This is a genomic window from Pseudomonas sp. SDO5215_S409 (assembly GCF_054071325.1).
The window spans coordinates 19497-37473 of record NZ_JBSVWN010000062.1 but is presented as its reverse complement, the minus strand read 5'-3'; the positions used below and the strand labels follow the sequence as shown (position 1 = coordinate 37473).

Genomic DNA, 17977 nt, shown 5'->3' with positions numbered 1-17977 from the left:
CGTACGTACGGTGGTGTGAGAGGACGGCGGATGTGAATCCGCCTCCTACTCTATGGGCGTTGGAAAGTGGCGCGAAATCAGGCGGTTAGCCAGGTTCAAAAGCCGCAACTTGCATGCAGGCACGACGGTGTTCATGCAAATTGCACGAATTCAAAAAATGCAATTTTTCATAACTCATTGTTTTTTAGGGATTTTTCGGTGGTGTAAAACTTGGCACAGCGCCTGCAATAGTAAGGATAGCCCTGCAGCTTCAACGTTTAAACGCTGCAGACTTTCGAAAAAACAGGAGTTACTCGTATGAAGAAGTTCGCTATCGCTGCTGCAACTGCCACCGCTCTGACCCTGACCATGGCCAACGTGGCCTTTGCTCAAACTTCCCAGGCTCCTATGGTTGTAGCGGCCGGTGAAGTGACTAAAGCCAAAGAAGCGACCTCCGATACCTGGATCACCACCAAAGTGAAAAGTGACCTGGTAACCGAGAAAGGCATTCCTGGCACCGACATCAAAGTCGAAACCAACAAAGGTGTTGTTTCCCTGTCTTCGACCGTCGCAATCACCGAAGCGCAGAAAACCACCGCGGTGAACATCACCAAGAAAATCAAAGGCGTTAAAGCTGTTTCGGCCGATGGCCTGAAAGCAGAGTAACGCGCAAGAAATCGTCTGAACTGGGCGAAGGCGGCGGCGAGCGAGTAGGAAATCCGCTCAATGCACCTCACGGGTTCATGCGACCGGCCACACGGATGTGGCCATTACAGGCCCCGGCACTTGTGTCGGGGCCTGTTCTATTTGGGCAGCTGATGGGACGCGCTGCGAGCCCGATGCGGGCAAGCCCGCTCCCACTCGTTATTCGGCTTCTAGGTGCATCGGGGTGACCACTCGACCATCCTTTTGCGCTTCACCCAGTTGCGCATCAATGAAGTAAACCCGCTCATCCTGCAACTGCCCTTTGTCCACCAGGTAATCCTTGATGGCGCTGGCGCGGTCCTGGCCAAGCTGGCGCAGCAGCACGTCGCTGGCGCTCCAGAATGCGATCACGCCGTCTTTGAGTTTGGCGGTGCGCTCGTCGTCGCCGAGGTTTTTCCAGTCGGCAGGTGGCTGTTGCTTCAGGCGGGTGCGGTAGATGCCTTCCAGCAGCGGCGCCTTTTCTTTCTCGGGCACCACCAGCAACGACGCCTGGGCCGGGACTTTATCCCCGCGGCGCTGAAGGATCTTGTAGTAGTTGTACTGGTATTCACGCTCCAGGCGTTGCGCCGCGAGGAACGGGCCATCACTGCTGGCCGCTGCGGTGCCCTCGATTTCCAGCCTCAGGGCAGGGCGCTCCTTGAGTGCCTTGGCCAGGGTGTTGAGGGCCGACTCGTTGTCTTTGCTCAGCTCACTGGACCCTGCGGCAAAAGAAACACTGCCCAGGTCTTCAGGGCCGCCGCTGATCAAGCCACCAATAAACTTGAATGGCGCCGTGGCCGCACGCACCACGAGGTTGCGCAAGGTCTGCCACACAATCGGCATCACGCTGAATTGTGGGTTGTTCAGGTCGCCGGTCACGGGCAGCTCGATGGAGATTTTCCCGTCGGAGTCCTTGAGCAGTGCGATGGCCAGTCGAATCGGCAAGTCCACCGCGTCGGCGCTGTCGACTTTTTCACCCAGTTGCAACTGCTCCACCACCACCTTGTTCTCGGCTTTCAACTGGCCCTTGGTGATCACGTAATGCAGGTCCAGGTTGAGGCGGCCCTTGCGGATACGGAACCCGGCAAACTTGCCGGAATACGGCGTGAGGGTCGTCAGCTCGACGCGCTTGAAGCTGGTGGCGATATCCAGTGCCGCCATCGGGTCAAAGGGGTTCACGCTGCCTTTGATGGTGACCGGCGCGTAACGGTCGACCTTACCCTTGATGTCGACGCTGGCCGGTTTGGCCTGGCGACTGTCGATGGTGCCGATCTGGCCATTGAGCTGTTGAATGGCCGTGGCGAAGTTGGGCGTCAGGCTGAAGTCGGCAAAGTTGGCCGAGCCATCGTTGATCACCACCTGGCCCACATGAATGCCCAGCGGTTTTTCTTGGCTGGCTGCAGGTTTGGGCCCTTTGTCGGCGGGCTGCGGGATCAAAAGGTCATCGATGTTGGTGGTGCGATCATCGTTGATCATGAGGCGCGCATACGGCTGCAGCAGGTTGACCTTGTCAATCGACAGGCTGTCACCGTGCTGATAGTTCACGCCTTCGAGCACCAGCCGCTGCCATTTGACGAAGTCTCGCGTCTTGAGGGTGTCCAGCGTGTGCAACTGGTCAACCTGCGCCCGGCCCGTGATCTGCAGGGCCAGGGGCTCGGTGCTTTTGAGGTTCACGTCCAGGTTGCTGCCGAGCATGCCGCTGCGCAGTTCCAGGCGGATGAACGGGCTGATATAGGACTGGGCGACTCGCAGGTCGATGTCCTGCGTGTTCACTTTAAGCTTGGCGCTGACCGGGTTCAGGTTGACTTGGCCGGTTGCCTGGATCTTGCCTTGTTTACCCAGGCCTGTATCGACCTTGAGGGTGAAAGGGCTTGCGTTGAGGCTGTCGAAATTTTGCACGTCGACATTCAGCGGGCCCAGTTCCAGCGCGACGGCGGGCTGTACCTGGCGGTCGGCCAGGTGCACCTGATAGTTACGCAACTGCACGTCCTTGAGCAGGACTTGCCAGGGTTTGCCCGGCGCAGTGGGCGCAGGTTCCGCGGGCGGTGGGGGGGCTTTGGCCGGCTGGCTGGCGAACAGCTTCTGCCAGTCCAGTTGGCCGTCCGCTTCGCGAGCGGCCCAGGTTTGCAGTGCGTTGCTGCGGATCTGGCCGACGATCACTTGCTGCTTGGCCAGGTCCACGCTGGTGTCGCTGACCTCCAGGCGCTCCAGCCGTGCCAGGGGCCGACCGTCCGGGGCCTTGATGGCGAACGGCGCCACACTCACCGCAACGTTCGTCAGGTTCAGTTCGGTTTCTTTGGCCAGGTTCAGCGTGTAGTCGGTGCTGAAGTTGAGCACCCCGTCTTCAAGCACCAGCGGCAGGGCATCGCGTACGTACGGCCACCAGAGTTTCATCTTGCCGTCGGTGACCTTGAGTTTGCCTTGGGAGGCGAGGGGCGTCAGGCTGAAATTGCCGCTCCAGTCGATCTGGCCGCCCTCGGGCCCGGCCGCCACCAGGGTCATGTCGGCGTGATCGTCGGGCAGCGTGCTGAGGTTTTTCAGCTCCAAATCCAGTTTGTCGTAGAGAAACTCGATGGGCTCGCTGGGGCGCAGGTCCTGGAAGTGCACATAACCGTCCGCCAGCGTGATGCTGTCGATGCGCAGCGGGAAGGGTTTGCTGTCGGGGTCGGCAGGCGTCGGTTCGCTGGGCGGCAACGTGAACAACTGCGCGAGGTTCAACTGGCCGGATTTGTCGAACAGCAGCTCGGTTTTTGGCTTGTCCAGTTGCACATCGGCCAGGTGCAGGGCGCGGGTCCACAGGCTGTCAATCTGCAGGTCGGCATAGAGGCGTTCAAACCCCACGTGTTCCTTGCCCGGCTCGCCGATCTTCAGGCCCCACAGGGTCAGTTCAAGGCTGAACGGGTTGAATTCGATGCGCTCCAGGTGGGCAGGCACCGTCGCGTAATGGGCCAGTTGTTGATTGGCGATGCGCAGGGCAATGCCAGGCAGAATCAGAAACCCCAGCACGCTGTACAGAGCAAGGGCAGTCAACAAGGCGCCAGCGGCGCGAATCAATCCTTTGGGCATGGGTGACGCCATCTATGTGGAACAGGAGTGCCTTGGAGTATGGCACGGGTTTACGGTTCCGAAGAACGGGACCTTTCTTCCTGTAGGAAAGGCCCTTTGGGAAAATTCTTACAGCTGCAAGATGAGCGTTTTCAGCGGCGGCTGTTGGTCCTGGGACGGAAAGTCAGCGGCCGGTTGCATGATTTGCCAGTCACGCACCGGGCGCCCGGCCTTCTCTGCGCAACGCAGCACCTGCTCGCGCCAGTCCTCCATGGCGACTTTTGCCAGGTTGTTGCAGCAGATCAGCACGCCGTTGTCGGCGGTAGCCAGCAGCGCGGGTTTGAGCAGGCTTTGATAGTCGCGCAGCAGATCTACGGTGCCAAACGCGCTTTTGGCCCACGCGGGTGGGTCGAGCAGCACCAGGTCGTATTGACGCTGTTCCAGGCGCGGATAGCTCGGCAGTTTTTGCCCGCGACGCTGGGTAATCGGCAGCCCGGCCAACTGGCGAATCGCCGGGAAATAATCGGACTGTACAAATTGCATGGCGGGTAATTGCGGGTTGAGCAGGCCGTTTTCACGCCCCACCGCCAGGTTGCCCTCGGCAAAGTCCAGGTTGCACACCTCGCGTGCGCCGCCAGCCGCCGCGCTCAGGCCTACACCGCAGGTATAGGCGAACAGGTTCAGCACACTTTTACCGGCGCTGTGCTCTTTGACCCAGCCCCGGGTGTTACGCAGGTCCAGGAACAACAGCGGGTCCTGGCCCGGATGGCGGCCGCGTACGCGGTAATTGAGGCCCCATTCATGCCCGACCAGATCTTGCAGCGCCGCAGGCTCGGCGCGGTACACCGTGTCTTCACGGTCGATGCGCGAGTTGCCCTGCGAGCGGTCGTTGTAGACCAGCAGCAATTCCAGCCCCAGGAATTGGTTGGCGATCAGGTGCAGTTCCAGCAGGGCCTCGGTGTCCAGCGCCTGATGAAAGCTCTGCACCAACAATTGCGGGCCATAGCGGTCGATCGTCAACCCGCCGACGCCTTCCTGGCTGCCGTGAAACAACCGGTAGCAATCGGTGCCTTGGGCATGCAGTTCGGCCAGCAGGTCCTGGCGATTATCGAGGGCGGCGCGCAGCGCCTGATTCAAGGACGACATGGAGCGCGCCTGTGCGGGTTGATCGGGGCGCGGGAGTTTAGCAGTTATGACGCAAGGGCTACAGGCGGCCCACCTTGCGATGGGCCGCCTGGGCGTTATCGGTTAAGGCGCTTGTCAATCAGGCCCTCCACTACGCTGGGGTCGGCCAGTGTCGAGGTGTCGCCCAGGCTTTCCAGTTCGTTGCAGGCGATTTTGCGCAGGATCCGCCGCATGATCTTGCCCGAGCGGGTTTTTGGCAGGGCAGGGGCCCACTGGATCAACTCCGGCTTGGCGAAGCTGCCGATCTCTTTGCTGACCAATGCCAGCAGGTGATTTTTCAGCGTGTCGCTGGGCTCCACCCCGTTCATGGGCGTGACAAACGCATAAATACCCTGGCCCTTGACGTCATGGGGATAGCCCACCACGGCAGCCTCGGCGACCTGATCGTGCAGGACCAGCGCGCTCTCCACCTCGGCGGTGCCAATGCGATGGCCGGACACGTTGATCACGTCGTCGATGCGCCCGGTAATCCAGTAGTCGCCGTCCTCATCGCGCCGCGCGCCATCGCCGGTGAAATAGTAGCCCGCGTAGGGTTTGAAATAGGTGTCGACCATACGTTGCGGGTCGCCGTACACGCTGCGGATTTGCCCGGGCCAACTGGCCTTGATGGCCAGCACGCCGCTGCCAGCGCCGCTGATTTCTTTGCCGTGTTCGTCCAGCAGCACAGGTTGCACGCCAAACATCGGTTGGGTGGCGCACCCCGGCTTGATGCGCTGGGCACTCACCAGCGGGCTGAGCATGATGCCGCCGGTTTCGGTCTGCCACCAGGTGTCGACGATCGGGCAACGCTGCTCACCCACCGAGTTGAAGTACCAGTCCCAGGCTTCCGGGTTGATCGGCTCGCCGACGCTGCCCAGCAGCCGCAGGCTTTTGCGCGAAGTGTTCTCCAGCGGGCCGTTACCCTCGCGCATCAACGCGCGCAGGGCGGTGGGCGCGGTGTAGAAAATATTGACCTGGTGCTTGTCGATCACCTGCCAGAAGCGCGCGCTGTCGGGGTAGCTGGGCACGCCTTCAAATATCAGGGAGGTGGCCCCGTTGGCCAGCGGGCCGTACACGATGTAACTGTGGCCAGTTACCCAGCCGACGTCGGCGGTGCACCAGAACACCTCGCCGTCGCGGTAGTCGAGCACGTACTTGAAGGTCATCGCCGCCTGCAGCAGGTAACCGCCGGTGGTGTGCAACACGCCCTTGGGTTTGCCGGTGCTGCCGGAGGTATAGAGGATGAACAGCGGGTCTTCGGCGTCCATCGGCTCGGCCGGGCACTCTGCGCTGGCGGCGACCAGGGCCTGTTGATAACTCACGTCGCGACCTTGCACCCGGTTCACTGCGGCCCCGCTGCGTTCAACCACCAGCACGGTGGTCACGCCGGGGCAACTGGCCAGGGCGGTGTCGACATTTTGTTTAAGCGCCACCGGCTTGCCGCCGCGTACGCCTTCGTCGGCGGTGATGACCGTGCGGCAGTCGGCGTCGAGGATACGGTCGCGCAAGGCATCGGGTGAAAAACCGCCGAACACCACCGAGTGCACCGCGCCGATCCGCGTGCAGGCCAGCATGGCGTAGGCCGCTTCGGGGATCATGGGCATGTAGATGCACACCCTGTCACCTTTCTTCACGCCACGACTTTTCAGGACGTTGGCCAGGCGGCAGACGTTTTCGTACAGCTGGCGGTAGGTGATGGTGCAAGATTGTGTCGGATCATCGCCCTCCCAGATGAAGGCCGGTTGATCGGCGCGTTGCGCCAGGTGACGGTCGATGCAGTTGTAGCTGACGTTCAGTTGGCCGCCGGCAAACCATTGGGCGTCGCCGGTCGCGATCGTTGAACGATGAACGGTGTGCCAGGGTTTGCTCCAGTCGAGAAAGCGCCTGGCTTGGTCGGCCCAAAAGGTGTCGGGCTGTTCGATGGAGTCGCGATAGAGGCGCTGATAGTCCTCTTGACTGAGTTGCGCAGCCCGGCGGACGGCATCGGCGTGGGGGAACGTGCTGATATCGAACATGAGCGATCCTTATTCTTGTTTTTTGCGACAAGAGACAAAGATGCACCCTGTGGCGGGCGGGTTCAAGGCCAACGTCCACCTGAACGTTGGCCTTGAGAGGCGCTCATCAGCCGCGGTGCCGGCCGCGGAAGTAGTTGATCAGGCCTTGGGTCGAAGGGTCTTCGGCCACGGTTTCCTCGGTGCCGGTCAGGCGGTTATACACACCCTTGCCCAACTCCTTGCCCAGCTCCACGCCCCATTGGTCAAAGGCGTTGATGCCCCAGATGACGCTTTGCACGAACACTTTGTGCTCGTACATCGCCACCAGTGCGCCAAGGCGACGCGGGCTGATGCGTTCAACCACCAGGGTGTTGCTCGGACGGTTGCCCGGGATCACCTTGTGCGGCGCCAGTTTTGCCACGTCTTCTTCGCTCAGGCCCTTGTCGCGCAGTTCGGCCTCGGCCTCGGCGCGGGTCTTGCCGAGCATCAGCGCCTGGCTCTGGGACAGGCAGTTGGCGTACAGCCACTGGTGGTGGTCGGACACCGGGTTGAAGCTGACGATCGGCACAATGAAGTCGGCCGGGATCAGTTGGGTGCCCTGGTGCAGCAACTGGTGGTAAGCGTGCTGGCCGTTGCAACCCACGCCGCCCCAGATCACGGGGCCGGTGTCGGTGGACACGGGCGTTCCGTCCTGGCGCACGCTCTTGCCGTTGGATTCCATGTCCAACTGTTGCAAGTGCTTGGTGATGTTACGCAGGTAGTGGTCGTACGGCAGGATCGCGTGGCTCTGCGCGCCCCAGAAGTTGCCGTACCACACGCCCAGCAGGCCCAGCAGCACCGGCATGTTCTGTTCGAACGGGGCGTTCTGGAAGTGCTGGTCCATGGTGTAGGCACCAGACAGCAATTCCTTGAAGTTGGACATGCCGATGGCCAGGGCGATGGGCAAGCCGATGGCCGACCACAGCGAGTAGCGGCCGCCGACCCAGTCCCACATCGGGAAGATGTTTTCTTCGCGGATACCAAAGGCCACGGCGGCCGCGTTGTTGCTCGACACGGCAATGAAGTGGCGATACAGCTCGGCTTCCGAGCCACCCTGGGCCAAGTACCAGGCGCGGGCGGCCTGGGCGTTTTTCAGGGTTTCCAGGGTGTTGAAGGATTTGGACGAGACGATGAACAGCGTGGTTTCGGCGCGCAGCTTCAGGGTCAGCTCGTGGAATTCGCTGCCGTCGATGTTCGCCAGGTAGTGGCAGCGAACGCCTTTGTGGCTGTAGGACAACAGCGCTTCGGACACCAACTCAGGGCCCAGGAACGAGCCACCGATGCCGATGTTCACCACGTCGGTGATCGGCTTTTCGGTGTAGCCGCGCCACAGGCCGTCATGAATGCGGCCGACCAGGTCGGTGATCTGGTTCAGCACCTTGTGCACGTCGGGCATGATGTTCACGCCATTGACCGACAGCTTGTCGCCCACCGGACGGCGCAGCGCCGTGTGCAGTGCCGGGCGGCCTTCGGACGAGTTGACCGGCTCGCCGTTGAGCAGCGCCTGGATGGCGCCCTGCAGGTCCACTTCCTTGGCCAGGCCCACGAGCAGGTCGCGGGTTTGGCTGGTAATCAGGTTTTTCGAGTAATCGAGGAACAGTCCGCAGCTGCTCAGCGTGAACTGGTTGAAGCGCTGGGGATCGGCATTAAAGGCTTCGCGCATGCTGAAATCCTGCATGGCTTGGCGGTGTTGATTGAGCGCTTGCCAGGCAGGCAGAGCGGTCACGTCATGAGGAGTGCGGTAGTACGCCATCGCTGCGGGTTTCCTTTTATTACGGGGACTGCCTTTAGGACACTGTCAAAGCCCGAAACGTCCTGTCTTTTGGCAAACGACAGGGTTCGGCCTACGTCGGTGGAGTGCGTAGGGCGTTTACATTAAACCTAGTGTGTCGATCTGTCTTGGCTTTGTCTGCGCTGAGGCCGGTACTTTTTTATAACAGTGCCTCAGGCAGAACGTCAGGCGGGGGGTTAGGCGAGGGTCAGGTGCAGGTTGTCGATCAGCCGGGTGGCGCCCAGGTAGGCGGCCACCAGGATGACCACGTCTCGATCCTCGGGAGTGGCGGGGCGCAGGTGCTGGCCCTGACGAATCTCCAGGTAATCCAGACGCAGGCCGGCGGTTTCGATCTGTTTCACCTGCTCGGTACGCAGCCGGGCGAAGTCGTGGTCACCGTTTTCAATCGCGGTGGCAATTGCCGTAAGGCTGCGGTACAGCGCCGGTGCGATGGCCCGCTGTTCTTCGGTGAGGTAACCGTTGCGCGAGGAAAGGGCCAGGCCGTCGTCCGCGCGCACGGTGGGCTCGCCGATCACCTGGATCGGCATGTTCAGGTCCTGGACCATGGCGCGAATGACCGCCAGTTGCTGGTAGTCCTTCTGGCCAAAGACCGCCATGTCCGGCTGGACCATATTGAACAGCTTGCTCACCACCGTGGCCACGCCCTCGAAATGCCCTGGGCGGCTGGCGCCGCACAGGCCTTCGGAAAGTTGGGGCACGCTGACGCGGGTTTGGCCGCTCATGCCGCCGGGGTACATTTCTTCCACGGTGGGGGCAAAGAGCAGGTTGCAGCCGGCCTGCAGTAGTTTTTCCTGGTCGGCCGCCAGCGTGCGCGGGTACTTGTCCAGGTCTTCACCGGCGCCGAATTGCAGCGGGTTGACGAAGATGCTGGCCACGACAAAGTCCGCTTGTTGCGCAGCCTTGGTCACCAGCGTCGCGTGCCCACTGTGCAGGTTGCCCATGGTGGGCACGAAGCCGATACGCTTGCCGGCCCGGCGGGCATGCGCGACGGCGGCGCGCAGCTCGCGCACGGTCTTGACGGTATTCATGCGGAAAACCCGTGCTCGACGCCCGGGAAGGTGACGTCCTTGACCTCACGCACGTAGGCGCCGAGCGCTGACTGAATGCTGTCCTGGCCTGCCATGAAGTTCTTCACGAACTTGGGGGTGCGGCCGGTGAGGGACAGCCCCAGCATGTCATGCAGCACCAGCACCTGGCCGTCTGTGGCCGAGCCTGCGCCAATCCCGATGACCGGTACTTTGACCGCCTGGGTAATCTCAGCAGCCAGTTCGCTGGGCACGCATTCCAGCAGGATCATTGCCGCACCGGCCTGTTCCAGGGCGATGGCATCGGCGCGCATCTGGCGCGCCTGGGCTTCGTTACGCCCCTGTACCTTGTACCCGCCCAGGATGTTGACCGACTGCGGGGTCAGCCCCATGTGCACGCACACCGGCACGCCGCGTTCGGCCAGTTGGCGGATCGACTCGGCGAGCCAGACGGCGCCTTCCACTTTGATCATGTGCGCACCGGCCTGCATCAGCTTGCCAGCGTTGTGGAAGGTCTGCTCGAGGGTGGCGTAACCCATGAACGGCAGGTCGGCGATGATCAGCGCGCCGTCGTTGCCGCGTTTGACGCTGGCGGTGTGGTAAGCAAGTTCGTCCGTGGTCACCGGCAAGGTGCTGTCATTCCCTTGTAGAACCATGCCCAGTGAGTCGCCCACCAGTAGCACCTCCACGCCGGCCTGGCAGCTGGCTTGGGCGAAAGTGGCGTCATAGCACGTCAGCATGGTGATTTTTTCACCTTTGAGTTTGAGGCTCTGCAAGGTGGTCAGGGTAATGTCTGGCATGAAAAGGGTCCTCATTCAGGCGCTTGGAAACAGCGAGTAACGCGCGTGAGTCTTCGTTTTCTACAGGCGCACGGTCTTGAGAGCAGTGCTTATAAGGCCTGGATTGCGCCCTTTAGCGCCGGGTTGGCGGCAGCGGGACGCCTATAGTCGTGATGAGGACTCGGGAAGTCAATTGGATGTGTTACCGCATTGTTACGCCTGGGGTGTTACCCCTGTTACTGAGGCGATTCAGCGGGCGGCAGGCGTTCAAGGCCGACGAACGGGCAAGTGTGGAGCAGGTCGCGCAACCGGCGCCCGTCGGCCAGTTGCAGGTCGGCGGGGGCGAGTTCCGCCAAGGGGTACAAGACGAAAGCGCGCAGATGGATCTGGTAGTGCGGCACCTTCAGGCGCGGCTCGTCGATCAAGCGGTCGCCAAATATCAGGATGTCCAGATCCAGCGTGCGCGGCCCCCAACGTTCCAGGCGCTCGCGGCCCTGGTCGTTTTCGATGGCTTGCAGCGCATTGAGCAGTTCCAGCGGCGCGAGGCGGCTGTCGAGGGCGGCCACGGCGTTGGTGTAGCGCGGTTGGCCCGGCAGCAGGGAGTCACTTTGGTAAAACGCGGAAACGCCCACCAGCGCGGTGTTCGGCAATTGCGCCAACGCCTCGACGGCGTTGCGCAATTGTTGATCCGGGGCCGCCAGGTTGCTGCCCATGCCGATGTAGATACGTTCCACTGTGCTTACTCGCCCGTGGCACTTGAGGCATCGGCGCTGCGCTTGCGTTTGCTGGCGGTGCTGCGGCGACGTTTTTTGGGCCCCTCGCCGGTGCCTTCGCCTTTACTGCCGAGGTCGCGGATCATGTCGCGACGTTCGCTGTCGTTGGCGTCCTGGTAGTCGGTCCACCATTCACCGAGGCCGTCGGTCTGCTCGCCGGCGCTTTCACGCAGCAGCAGGAAGTCGTAGCCAGCGCGGAAGCGAGGGTTGTCCAGCAACATATCAGCACGTTTGCCGCTGCGGCGCGGCAGGCGCTCCTGCATGTCCCAGATTTCACGGATCGGCAGGGTGAAACGCTTGGGGATGGCGATACGCTGGCATTGCTCGGCGATGAGGTCGTGAGCGCCTTCCTGCATGGCCGGGATCGGCGGCATGCCCCGGTTCTGCAAATGCAGAACACGTTTGGGCAGGGCAGGCCACAACAGCGCGGCAAACAGGAACGCCGGGGTTACCGGCTTGTTCTGCTTGATGCGCAGGTCGGTGTTGATCAGCGCTTCGCTGATCAGCGTGTGGGTGTAGGTCGGGTTGTGCTCCAGGGCCTCGGCGCTGGCCGGGAACAGCGGGTCGAACAACTCCAGGTCCACGAGCATTTCAAAGGTGTCGGCGGCGTAGCCGGACAGGAACAGCTTGAGCACTTCTTCGAACAGGCGCGCCGACGGGATTTCCCGCAGCATGGGCGCCAGTTCGCGAATCGGCGCGGCGGTGTGTTTTTCGATGCCGAAATTCAGCTTGGCGGCAAAACGCACGGCCCGCAGCATCCGCACCGGGTCTTCCTGGTAGCGCTGGGTGGGGTCGCCGATCAGGCGGATCAGGTTGTTGCGGATGTCGTGTACGCCGTTGGCGTAATCGAGGATGCGCTCGCTGACCGGGTCGTAATACAGGGCGTTGATGGTGAAGTCGCGACGTTGCGCGTCCTCCTCCAGGGTGCCGTAGACGTTGTCCCGCAGGATGCGCCCGCTTTCGTTGCGCGAAGACTGGTTGGTGTCTTCTTCATCGTCGTTTTGCGGGTGGTTGGCGCGGAACGTCGCGACTTCGATGATTTCTCGACCGAAGTGGATGTGCACCAGCTTGAAACGCCGCCCGATGATCCGCGCATTGCGGAACTCGGCCCGCACTTGTTCCGGCGTGGCGCTGGTGGCGACGTCGAAATCCTTGGGGGTGATGTTGAGCAGCATGTCACGCACGCACCCGCCCACCAGATAAGCCTGGTAACCGGCGTTCTGCAAGCGTTCGACGATGTTCACCGCATACCGGCTGAACTGGGCGCGTTGCAGCGAATGCTGGCTGCTATTGAGCACTTCAGGCGTGCTGCGTATGTGTTGCGTGCGACGCAAAGGAGAACGGAAGGACTGGAACAACTTCTTCAGCATGGGATGCACTGTTTGAAGGAATGTTCGGCCATAACGAAGAATGACCGCATGATGGGCGGGGATTCTAGCATTTAGTCAGGGGATGGTGTAGGAACAAGCTGCAAGCCTTGAGCCAGAAGCCTCGAGCGGTGGTGCCGAAGGGCCAAATCGCAGAAACCACAAGGGGAGCCGAAGCTCCCCCAGAAGTAGTTGCGTGCTCTATTTTTATTATGGGTGTCGGGCTTTTTGTTTTTGTTGAACGCCCTTGTCATGAGGTTTTACCTGCATGACGCTCCCAATCGGGAGCCAAGAGCAAACGGATTGCTTTGGTCGCTGTGTTGCTGATCTACGATCCAACCAGTTCAGGCTCTGCCTTAGGGCAGTTTTTTGTTGTTCTCGGCCTGGTTGCGGGGCAAGCCCCAAATGCAACGCCTCTCCAAAAGAATCAGTTAGCTGCGCCTCCGCCGTGTTGTTTTTGTTATGCGTGAGTCGATTCGTCTTATTTTTATTGTCTTGTACATTTGCTTGTTATTGTTTTTGTACTAAGCATATAGCAGGGTGCGTGCCAACTTTTGTGAGGCCCAGCAAATGCTGGGGTTTGAGGCAGTTTCGGGTTTGGGGAGGGCGAAAAAAAGCCGGGGTTTCGTTACCGTAAACCCCGGCTTTTGTTACGTGAAAAAAACTGCGGTAACAGTTTTTTCACATCTGAAGGTGTTACCTGAGGGGGCCGCCCGATCAGCTTTCGCTGGTGGCCCCGGTTTTGCGCCGTGGAATGCCCAGGCGCTGGCGCCGCTCCCACAGGCATTTACGGCTCACACCGAGCTTGCGGGCCAGTTCGGTTTCGGTCATGTGGTCCTGGTGCTCGAGCACGAAATGCTGGAAGTAGTCTTCCAGTGACAAGTCTTCCGTCGGCTCGTGGCTGGTATTGCTCGCGCCACCTTGTTGCGGCGCCAGGCCGATGAAATCGTCGTCATCCAGGTCGCCCAGCTCGATGTCGATGCCCAGCAGGTCGGCGGAAATTTCCGCACTCTCCGACAGGATCACCGCACGCTCCACCGCATTCTCCAGTTCGCGCACGTTACCCGGCCACGAGTAATGCCGAATGGCCTGTTCGGCATCGGCGGCAAACCTGAGGTCGTTGCGATTGATGCGCGCGCTCTGACGGGCGAGAAACGCATTGGCGATTTCATTGACGTCGGCACCGCGCTCGCGCAGGGCGGGTAGCTTGAGGGCGATCACGTGCAGGCGGTAGTAAAGGTCTTCACGGAACTGGCCGATCTTGGCCAGGCTCTTGAGGTCCCGGTGGGTCGCCGCGATCAGGCGCACATCCACCTTTTGCGACTGGACCGAGCCGACCCGGCGGATTTCCCCTTCCTGCAGCACCCGCAGCAAGCGCGCCTGGGCTTCCAGCGGCAGTTCGCCGATTTCGTCCAGAAACAGCGTGCCACCGTCGGCGGCCTCTACCAGCCCCGCGCGGCCTGCGCTGGCGCCGGTGAATGCGCCTTTTTCATGGCCGAATAGTTCGGACTCGATCAGCGATTCGGGAATGGCCGCGCAGTTCACCGAGATCATCGGCGCCTTGGCGCGTTTGGACAGGTTGTGCAGCGCACGGGCCACCAGTTCCTTGCCGGTGCCCGACTCGCCCTGTACCAGCACGTTGGAGTCGGTAGGCGCCACCTTGCGAATCTTGCTGTAGAGGTCTTGCATCGGCGGGCAGGAGCCAATGATGCCGATCTCGCCGTTGCTGTTGTCGGCGCCGGCCTTTTCGGCGGCCTTGCCTGCGGGGCGTTCGGCCGGGGCGTGGCTGACGGTCTGGCGGTCGCGCAGGATGCGGGCGACGGCCTGCAGCATTTCGTCGTGGTCGAAGGGTTTGGCGATGTAGTCCACCGCGCCCATCTTCATTGAGTCCACGGCCGAGCGCAGGCTGGCGTAACTGGTCATGATCAGCACCGGCTTGCCCTGGCCCAGCTTGATCAGCTCGGTCCCGGGAGCGCCCGGCAAGCGCAGGTCGCTGACGATCAGGTCAAAGGTGGGAATGCTGAAACGCTCTTGGGCTTCTTGCACCGAGCCGGCTTCGCTGACCTGGTACTGATTACGTTCAAGCAGGCGACGCAAGGCAGAGCGGATAATGGTTTCGTCTTCGACGATCAAAATGTGAGGCATTGATTCAGTTCTCTCGACGGTCTCAGTTCACAGCGGACGTCGCTTCGACATGACGCGGCAAGGTCACCCTGATACGGGTGCCGCGTTGGCTTTCTATATCAGCCGGGCTGTCGATGGTGATTTGTCCATAATGCTCTTCAACGATGGAATAGACCAGTGCAAGGCCCAGACCGGTGCCTTCACCCGGATCCTTGGTGGTGAAGAAGGGTTCGAACAATCGGTCCATGATGTTCTGTGGAATGCCGCTGCCTTCGTCCTCGACGATCAGGTCGACAGTGTGCTCGAAAGCCTCGCTCTTGACGCGTACCGCACTGCCGGCCGGGGTAGCGTCGCGGGCGTTGGACAACAGGTTGATGAGCACCTGCGCCAGGCGTTGGGAGTCGCCGTCGACCCAGTGGTCGGGGTCGCACAAATTAAAGAACTGTACCTCGAAATTACGCCGGTTCAACGCCAGCAGCCCAATGGCATCCTGCGCGACTTCGGCCAGGCACACGGCCTCGTCCTGGTTCTGGTGAGCTCCCGCGTGGGCAAAGCTCATCAGTGATTGCACGATGCGCGATACGCGTTTGGTCTGCTCGAGAATCTGCCCACTGATCTCGGTAATTTCTCCGTCCTCTTCGCGCTCTTCCCGCAGGTTTTGGGCAAGGCAGGCGATACCGGTGATCGGGTTGCCGATTTCGTGGGCCACACCCGCCGCCAGTCGGCCAATGCTGGCCAGGCGTTCGGAGTGCACCAGCTTGTCTTCGAGCATCTGGGTTTCGGTCAAGTCTTCGACCAGCAACACCAGGCCACTGTTGCCAGGGGCCAGCGGTTCGTCGATAGCCGCCTTGTGCAAGTTGAGCCAACGGGTCTGGCCGTCGAGGGCCAGGTGCTGCTTGTGCAAGTGCTCATCCGGCAGGTTGATGAAGCCGCGCAGCAGTTCTTTCCATGGGTCGGCAATGGTGTTCAGGCGCGAGCCCACTACCCGCTGGGCGGCGATGCCGGTGAGTTCTTCCATGGCCTTGTTCCACATCAGAATCTCCTGGTCCTTGGCCAGTGAGCACACGCCCATGGGCAGCTCTTGCAGGGTCTGACGGTGATAGCGGCGCAGGGCGTCCAGCTCGGCGGCAAGGCCGGTGAGGCGCGAGTGGTAATCCTCCAGCCGGCTCTCGATGAAGTGGATGTCTTCGGTGACATAATTTTCGCCACCGGCCTTGTACGGCAGGAACGTCTCCACCATGTCCTGGGACACGCTGGGGCCCATCAGGCCGGACAGGTTGGCCTCGATGCGGTCGCGCAGGCGGCGCAAGGCATACGGGCGGCGCTCGTCAAACGGCAGGTAAAGGTCGCGCAGGGCCTGTTCGACTTCCTTTTGCGCCGCCTTGGCGCCCAGCGGCTTGGCCAATTGCGTGGCGAACTCCTGGGGCGACGCCGCGTGCAATTCGCGACGTTGCGGGCGGCGTACGTTGTCCACGGCGCAGGCTTCGGCGGCGCTGGTTTCTTCGGTGCTGGCGTTAGTGAACAGTGAGATCAGCGTGAACATCAAGACGTTGGCCGCCAGCGAGGCAATCGCGGCCATGTGCCAACTGGTATCGTCGAGCACGTAGATCATGTTCAGCAACGGGATGTAAAAACCCTGCAAGTTGCCGACCAGCGGCAACAGCATAGTGACGATCCACACCAGGATCCCGGCCATGAGCCCGGCGATGAAACCGCGACGATTGGCCGTCGGCCAGTACAGCACCGACAGCACACCCGGCAGGAACTGCAACGTGGCCACAAACGCTACGATCCCCAGGTTAGCCAGGTCTTGCCCGGCGCCCAGCAGCAGGTAGAACCCGTAGCCGGCCATGATGATTGCCACGATCAGCGCGCGGCGTGTCCACTTCAGCCAGCGGTAGATATTGCCCTCTGCTGGCGGCTGGTACAGCGGCAGCACCAGGTGGTTGAGGGCCATGCCCGACAGGGCCAGGGTCGTGACGATAATCAACCCGCTGGCCGCCGACAGCCCGCCGACGTACGCCAGCAGTGCCAGCGCGGGGTTGTTGGCGGCCAGGCCAATGCCCAAGGTGAAATACTCGGGATTGGTGGTGGCGCCCAACTTCAGGCCCGCCCAGAGAATCAGCGGCACTGCCAGGCTCATCAACAGCAGGAACAGCGGCAGACCCCAGCTGGCGCTGACCAGCGAGCGCGGGTTGAGGTTTTCGGTAAATGCCATGTGATACATGTGCGGCATCACGATGGCCGAGGCGAAAAACACCAGCAGCAGGGTGCGCCACGGGCCTTCCTGCAACGGCGTGTGCAGCGCCGCCAGGGCGGTCTGGTTTTGCAGCAGCCACAGTTCAAGGTGTTGCGGGCCGTCGAACACGCCGTACAGCGCATACAGGCCGACGCCGCCGATGGCCACCAGTTTTATGACCGATTCAAAGGCAATCGCAAAGACCAGGCCTTGGTGCTTTTCCCGGGTGGCGATATGCCGCGAGCCGAAAAAGATCGTGAACAGGGTAATCAGCGCGCAAAAACTCAGCGCCACCCGATGTTGCACCGGCTCGCGGGTGAGGATGCTGATGGAGTCTGCCACCGCCTGGATTTGCAAGGCCAGCAGGGGCAACACGCCGATCAGCATGAAGATGGTCGTGAGTGCGCCGGCCCACGTACTGCGAAAGCGGAACGCGAACAGGTCCGCCAGCGAAGACAGTTGATAGGTGCGGGTGATTTTCAGGATCGGATACAACAGTACCGGCGCCAGCAGAAAGGCGCCGGACACACCCAGGTAACTGGACAGAAACCCATAGCCATATTGATAGGCCAGGCCCACCGTGCCATAGAACGCCCAGGCGCTGGCGTAGACGCCCAGCGACAAGGTGTAGGTCAACGGATGGCGAATGATCGCCCGGGGAATCATTCCCCGTTCACTGATCCACGCCACGCCGAACAACGCGGCCAGGTAGGCGGCGCTGATCAGCAGCATCTGGGTCAGGCTAAAGCTCATCGGCATCTTTTTGGCTCTGCAGGATGAAAGTCACGACGATCAGAATCAACCAAAGCAGATAGGGCCGATACCAGGCGCCCGTGGCGTCGATCCACCAATCCATGATGGCCGGGGAAAACAGGTAGATCCCGACAACCAGCAGCAGGACCAATCGATAGATATACATACTGGCCTCTGATTTAAAAACTGCCGCGATGGTAACGGATGGCTGGCAAGCTGC

General features: G+C 61.3%; 12 protein-coding genes. 1 reads left to right on the top strand and 11 read right to left on the bottom strand.

Annotated elements, in window-relative coordinates; all coding sequences use genetic code 11:
• Nucleotides 1–297: 297 nt before the first annotated feature.
• Nucleotides 298–645, top strand: coding sequence for a BON domain-containing protein (locus tag ACW9H9_RS24550; protein ID WP_457345780.1), 348 nt, complete (start codon nucleotides 298–300; stop codon nucleotides 643–645).
• Nucleotides 646–843: 198 nt separating this feature from the next.
• Here ACW9H9_RS24550 and ACW9H9_RS24545 read toward each other — a convergent pair whose 3' ends face one another.
• The 11 genes from ACW9H9_RS24545 to ACW9H9_RS24495 all read right to left on the bottom strand — a co-directional run bounded on the left by ACW9H9_RS24545 (nucleotide 844) and on the right by ACW9H9_RS24495 (nucleotide 17923).
• The gene (locus tag ACW9H9_RS24545) at nucleotides 844–3729 is read right to left on the bottom strand and encodes a DUF748 domain-containing protein (protein ID WP_457345781.1); all 2886 of its coding nucleotides are present in this window, start codon (nucleotides 3727–3729) and stop codon (nucleotides 844–846) included.
• A gap of 108 nt (nucleotides 3730–3837) precedes the next feature.
• The gene (locus ACW9H9_RS24540) at nucleotides 3838–4854 is read right to left on the bottom strand and encodes a class I SAM-dependent rRNA methyltransferase (RefSeq protein ID WP_457345782.1); all 1017 of its coding nucleotides are present in this window, start codon (nucleotides 4852–4854) and stop codon (nucleotides 3838–3840) included.
• Between the two features lie 95 nt (nucleotides 4855–4949).
• A complete protein-coding gene (gene acs, locus ACW9H9_RS24535) occupies nucleotides 4950–6887 on the bottom strand; it encodes an acetate--CoA ligase (protein ID WP_457345783.1) in 1938 nt (645 codons plus the stop codon).
• 106 nt (nucleotides 6888–6993) lie between these two features.
• Complete coding sequence (gene pgi / locus ACW9H9_RS24530) at nucleotides 6994–8658, bottom strand: glucose-6-phosphate isomerase (protein WP_457345784.1); 1665 nt, start codon at nucleotides 8656–8658, stop codon at nucleotides 6994–6996.
• 215 nt (nucleotides 8659–8873) lie between these two features.
• The gene (gene panC / locus ACW9H9_RS24525) at nucleotides 8874–9725 is read right to left on the bottom strand and encodes a pantoate--beta-alanine ligase (protein ID WP_457345785.1); all 852 of its coding nucleotides are present in this window, start codon (nucleotides 9723–9725) and stop codon (nucleotides 8874–8876) included.
• A complete protein-coding gene (gene panB / locus ACW9H9_RS24520; protein WP_457345786.1) occupies nucleotides 9722–10522 on the bottom strand; it encodes a 3-methyl-2-oxobutanoate hydroxymethyltransferase in 801 nt (266 codons plus the stop codon). The genes panC and panB overlap by 4 nt, the downstream gene beginning before the upstream one ends.
• A 215-nt stretch (nucleotides 10523–10737) precedes the next feature.
• Nucleotides 10738–11235 carry a 2-amino-4-hydroxy-6-hydroxymethyldihydropteridine diphosphokinase gene (folK, locus tag ACW9H9_RS24515; protein ID WP_457345787.1) on the bottom strand — a complete coding sequence of 166 codons (498 nt, stop codon included), beginning with the start codon at nucleotides 11233–11235 and terminating at the stop codon, nucleotides 10738–10740.
• A 5-nt stretch (nucleotides 11236–11240) separates the two neighbouring features.
• On the bottom strand, nucleotides 11241–12644 hold the full coding sequence (locus ACW9H9_RS24510; RefSeq protein WP_457345788.1) for a polynucleotide adenylyltransferase PcnB: 1404 nt from the start codon (nucleotides 12642–12644) through the stop codon (nucleotides 11241–11243).
• 714 nt (nucleotides 12645–13358) lie between these two features.
• Nucleotides 13359–14786, bottom strand: a complete 1428-nt coding sequence (locus ACW9H9_RS24505) for a sigma-54-dependent transcriptional regulator (protein WP_457345789.1) — start codon at nucleotides 14784–14786, stop codon at nucleotides 13359–13361.
• 22 nt (nucleotides 14787–14808) lie between these two features.
• Nucleotides 14809–17763: a sensor histidine kinase gene (locus ACW9H9_RS24500; protein ID WP_457345790.1), complete on the bottom strand. Its 2955-nt coding sequence runs from the start codon at nucleotides 17761–17763 to the stop codon at nucleotides 14809–14811.
• Nucleotides 17747–17923, bottom strand: a complete 177-nt coding sequence (locus tag ACW9H9_RS24495) for a hypothetical protein (RefSeq protein WP_003176118.1) — start codon at nucleotides 17921–17923, stop codon at nucleotides 17747–17749. Before ACW9H9_RS24495 ends, ACW9H9_RS24500 begins: the two co-directional genes overlap by 17 nt.
• Between the last annotated feature and the right edge of the window lie 54 nt (nucleotides 17924–17977).

Coding starts and splice junctions, on each gene's coding strand:
- ACW9H9_RS24550 (WP_457345780.1), top strand. CDS start 298: ATGAAGAAGTTCGCTATCGCTGCTGCAACTGCCACCGCTCTGACCCTG.
- ACW9H9_RS24545 (WP_457345781.1), bottom strand. CDS start 3,729: ATGCCCAAAGGATTGATTCGCGCCGCTGGCGCCTTGTTGACTGCCCTT.
- ACW9H9_RS24540 (WP_457345782.1), bottom strand. CDS start 4,854: ATGTCGTCCTTGAATCAGGCGCTGCGCGCCGCCCTCGATAATCGCCAG.
- acs (WP_457345783.1), bottom strand. CDS start 6,887: ATGTTCGATATCAGCACGTTCCCCCACGCCGATGCCGTCCGCCGGGCT.
- pgi (WP_457345784.1), bottom strand. CDS start 8,658: ATGGCGTACTACCGCACTCCTCATGACGTGACCGCTCTGCCTGCCTGG.
- panC (WP_457345785.1), bottom strand. CDS start 9,725: ATGAATACCGTCAAGACCGTGCGCGAGCTGCGCGCCGCCGTCGCGCAT.
- panB (WP_457345786.1), bottom strand. CDS start 10,522: ATGCCAGACATTACCCTGACCACCTTGCAGAGCCTCAAACTCAAAGGT.
- ACW9H9_RS24510 (WP_457345788.1), bottom strand. CDS start 12,644: ATGCTGAAGAAGTTGTTCCAGTCCTTCCGTTCTCCTTTGCGTCGCACG.
- ACW9H9_RS24505 (WP_457345789.1), bottom strand. CDS start 14,786: ATGCCTCACATTTTGATCGTCGAAGACGAAACCATTATCCGCTCTGCC.
- ACW9H9_RS24500 (WP_457345790.1), bottom strand. CDS start 17,763: ATGCCGATGAGCTTTAGCCTGACCCAGATGCTGCTGATCAGCGCCGCC.
- ACW9H9_RS24495 (WP_003176118.1), bottom strand. CDS start 17,923: ATGTATATCTATCGATTGGTCCTGCTGCTGGTTGTCGGGATCTACCTG.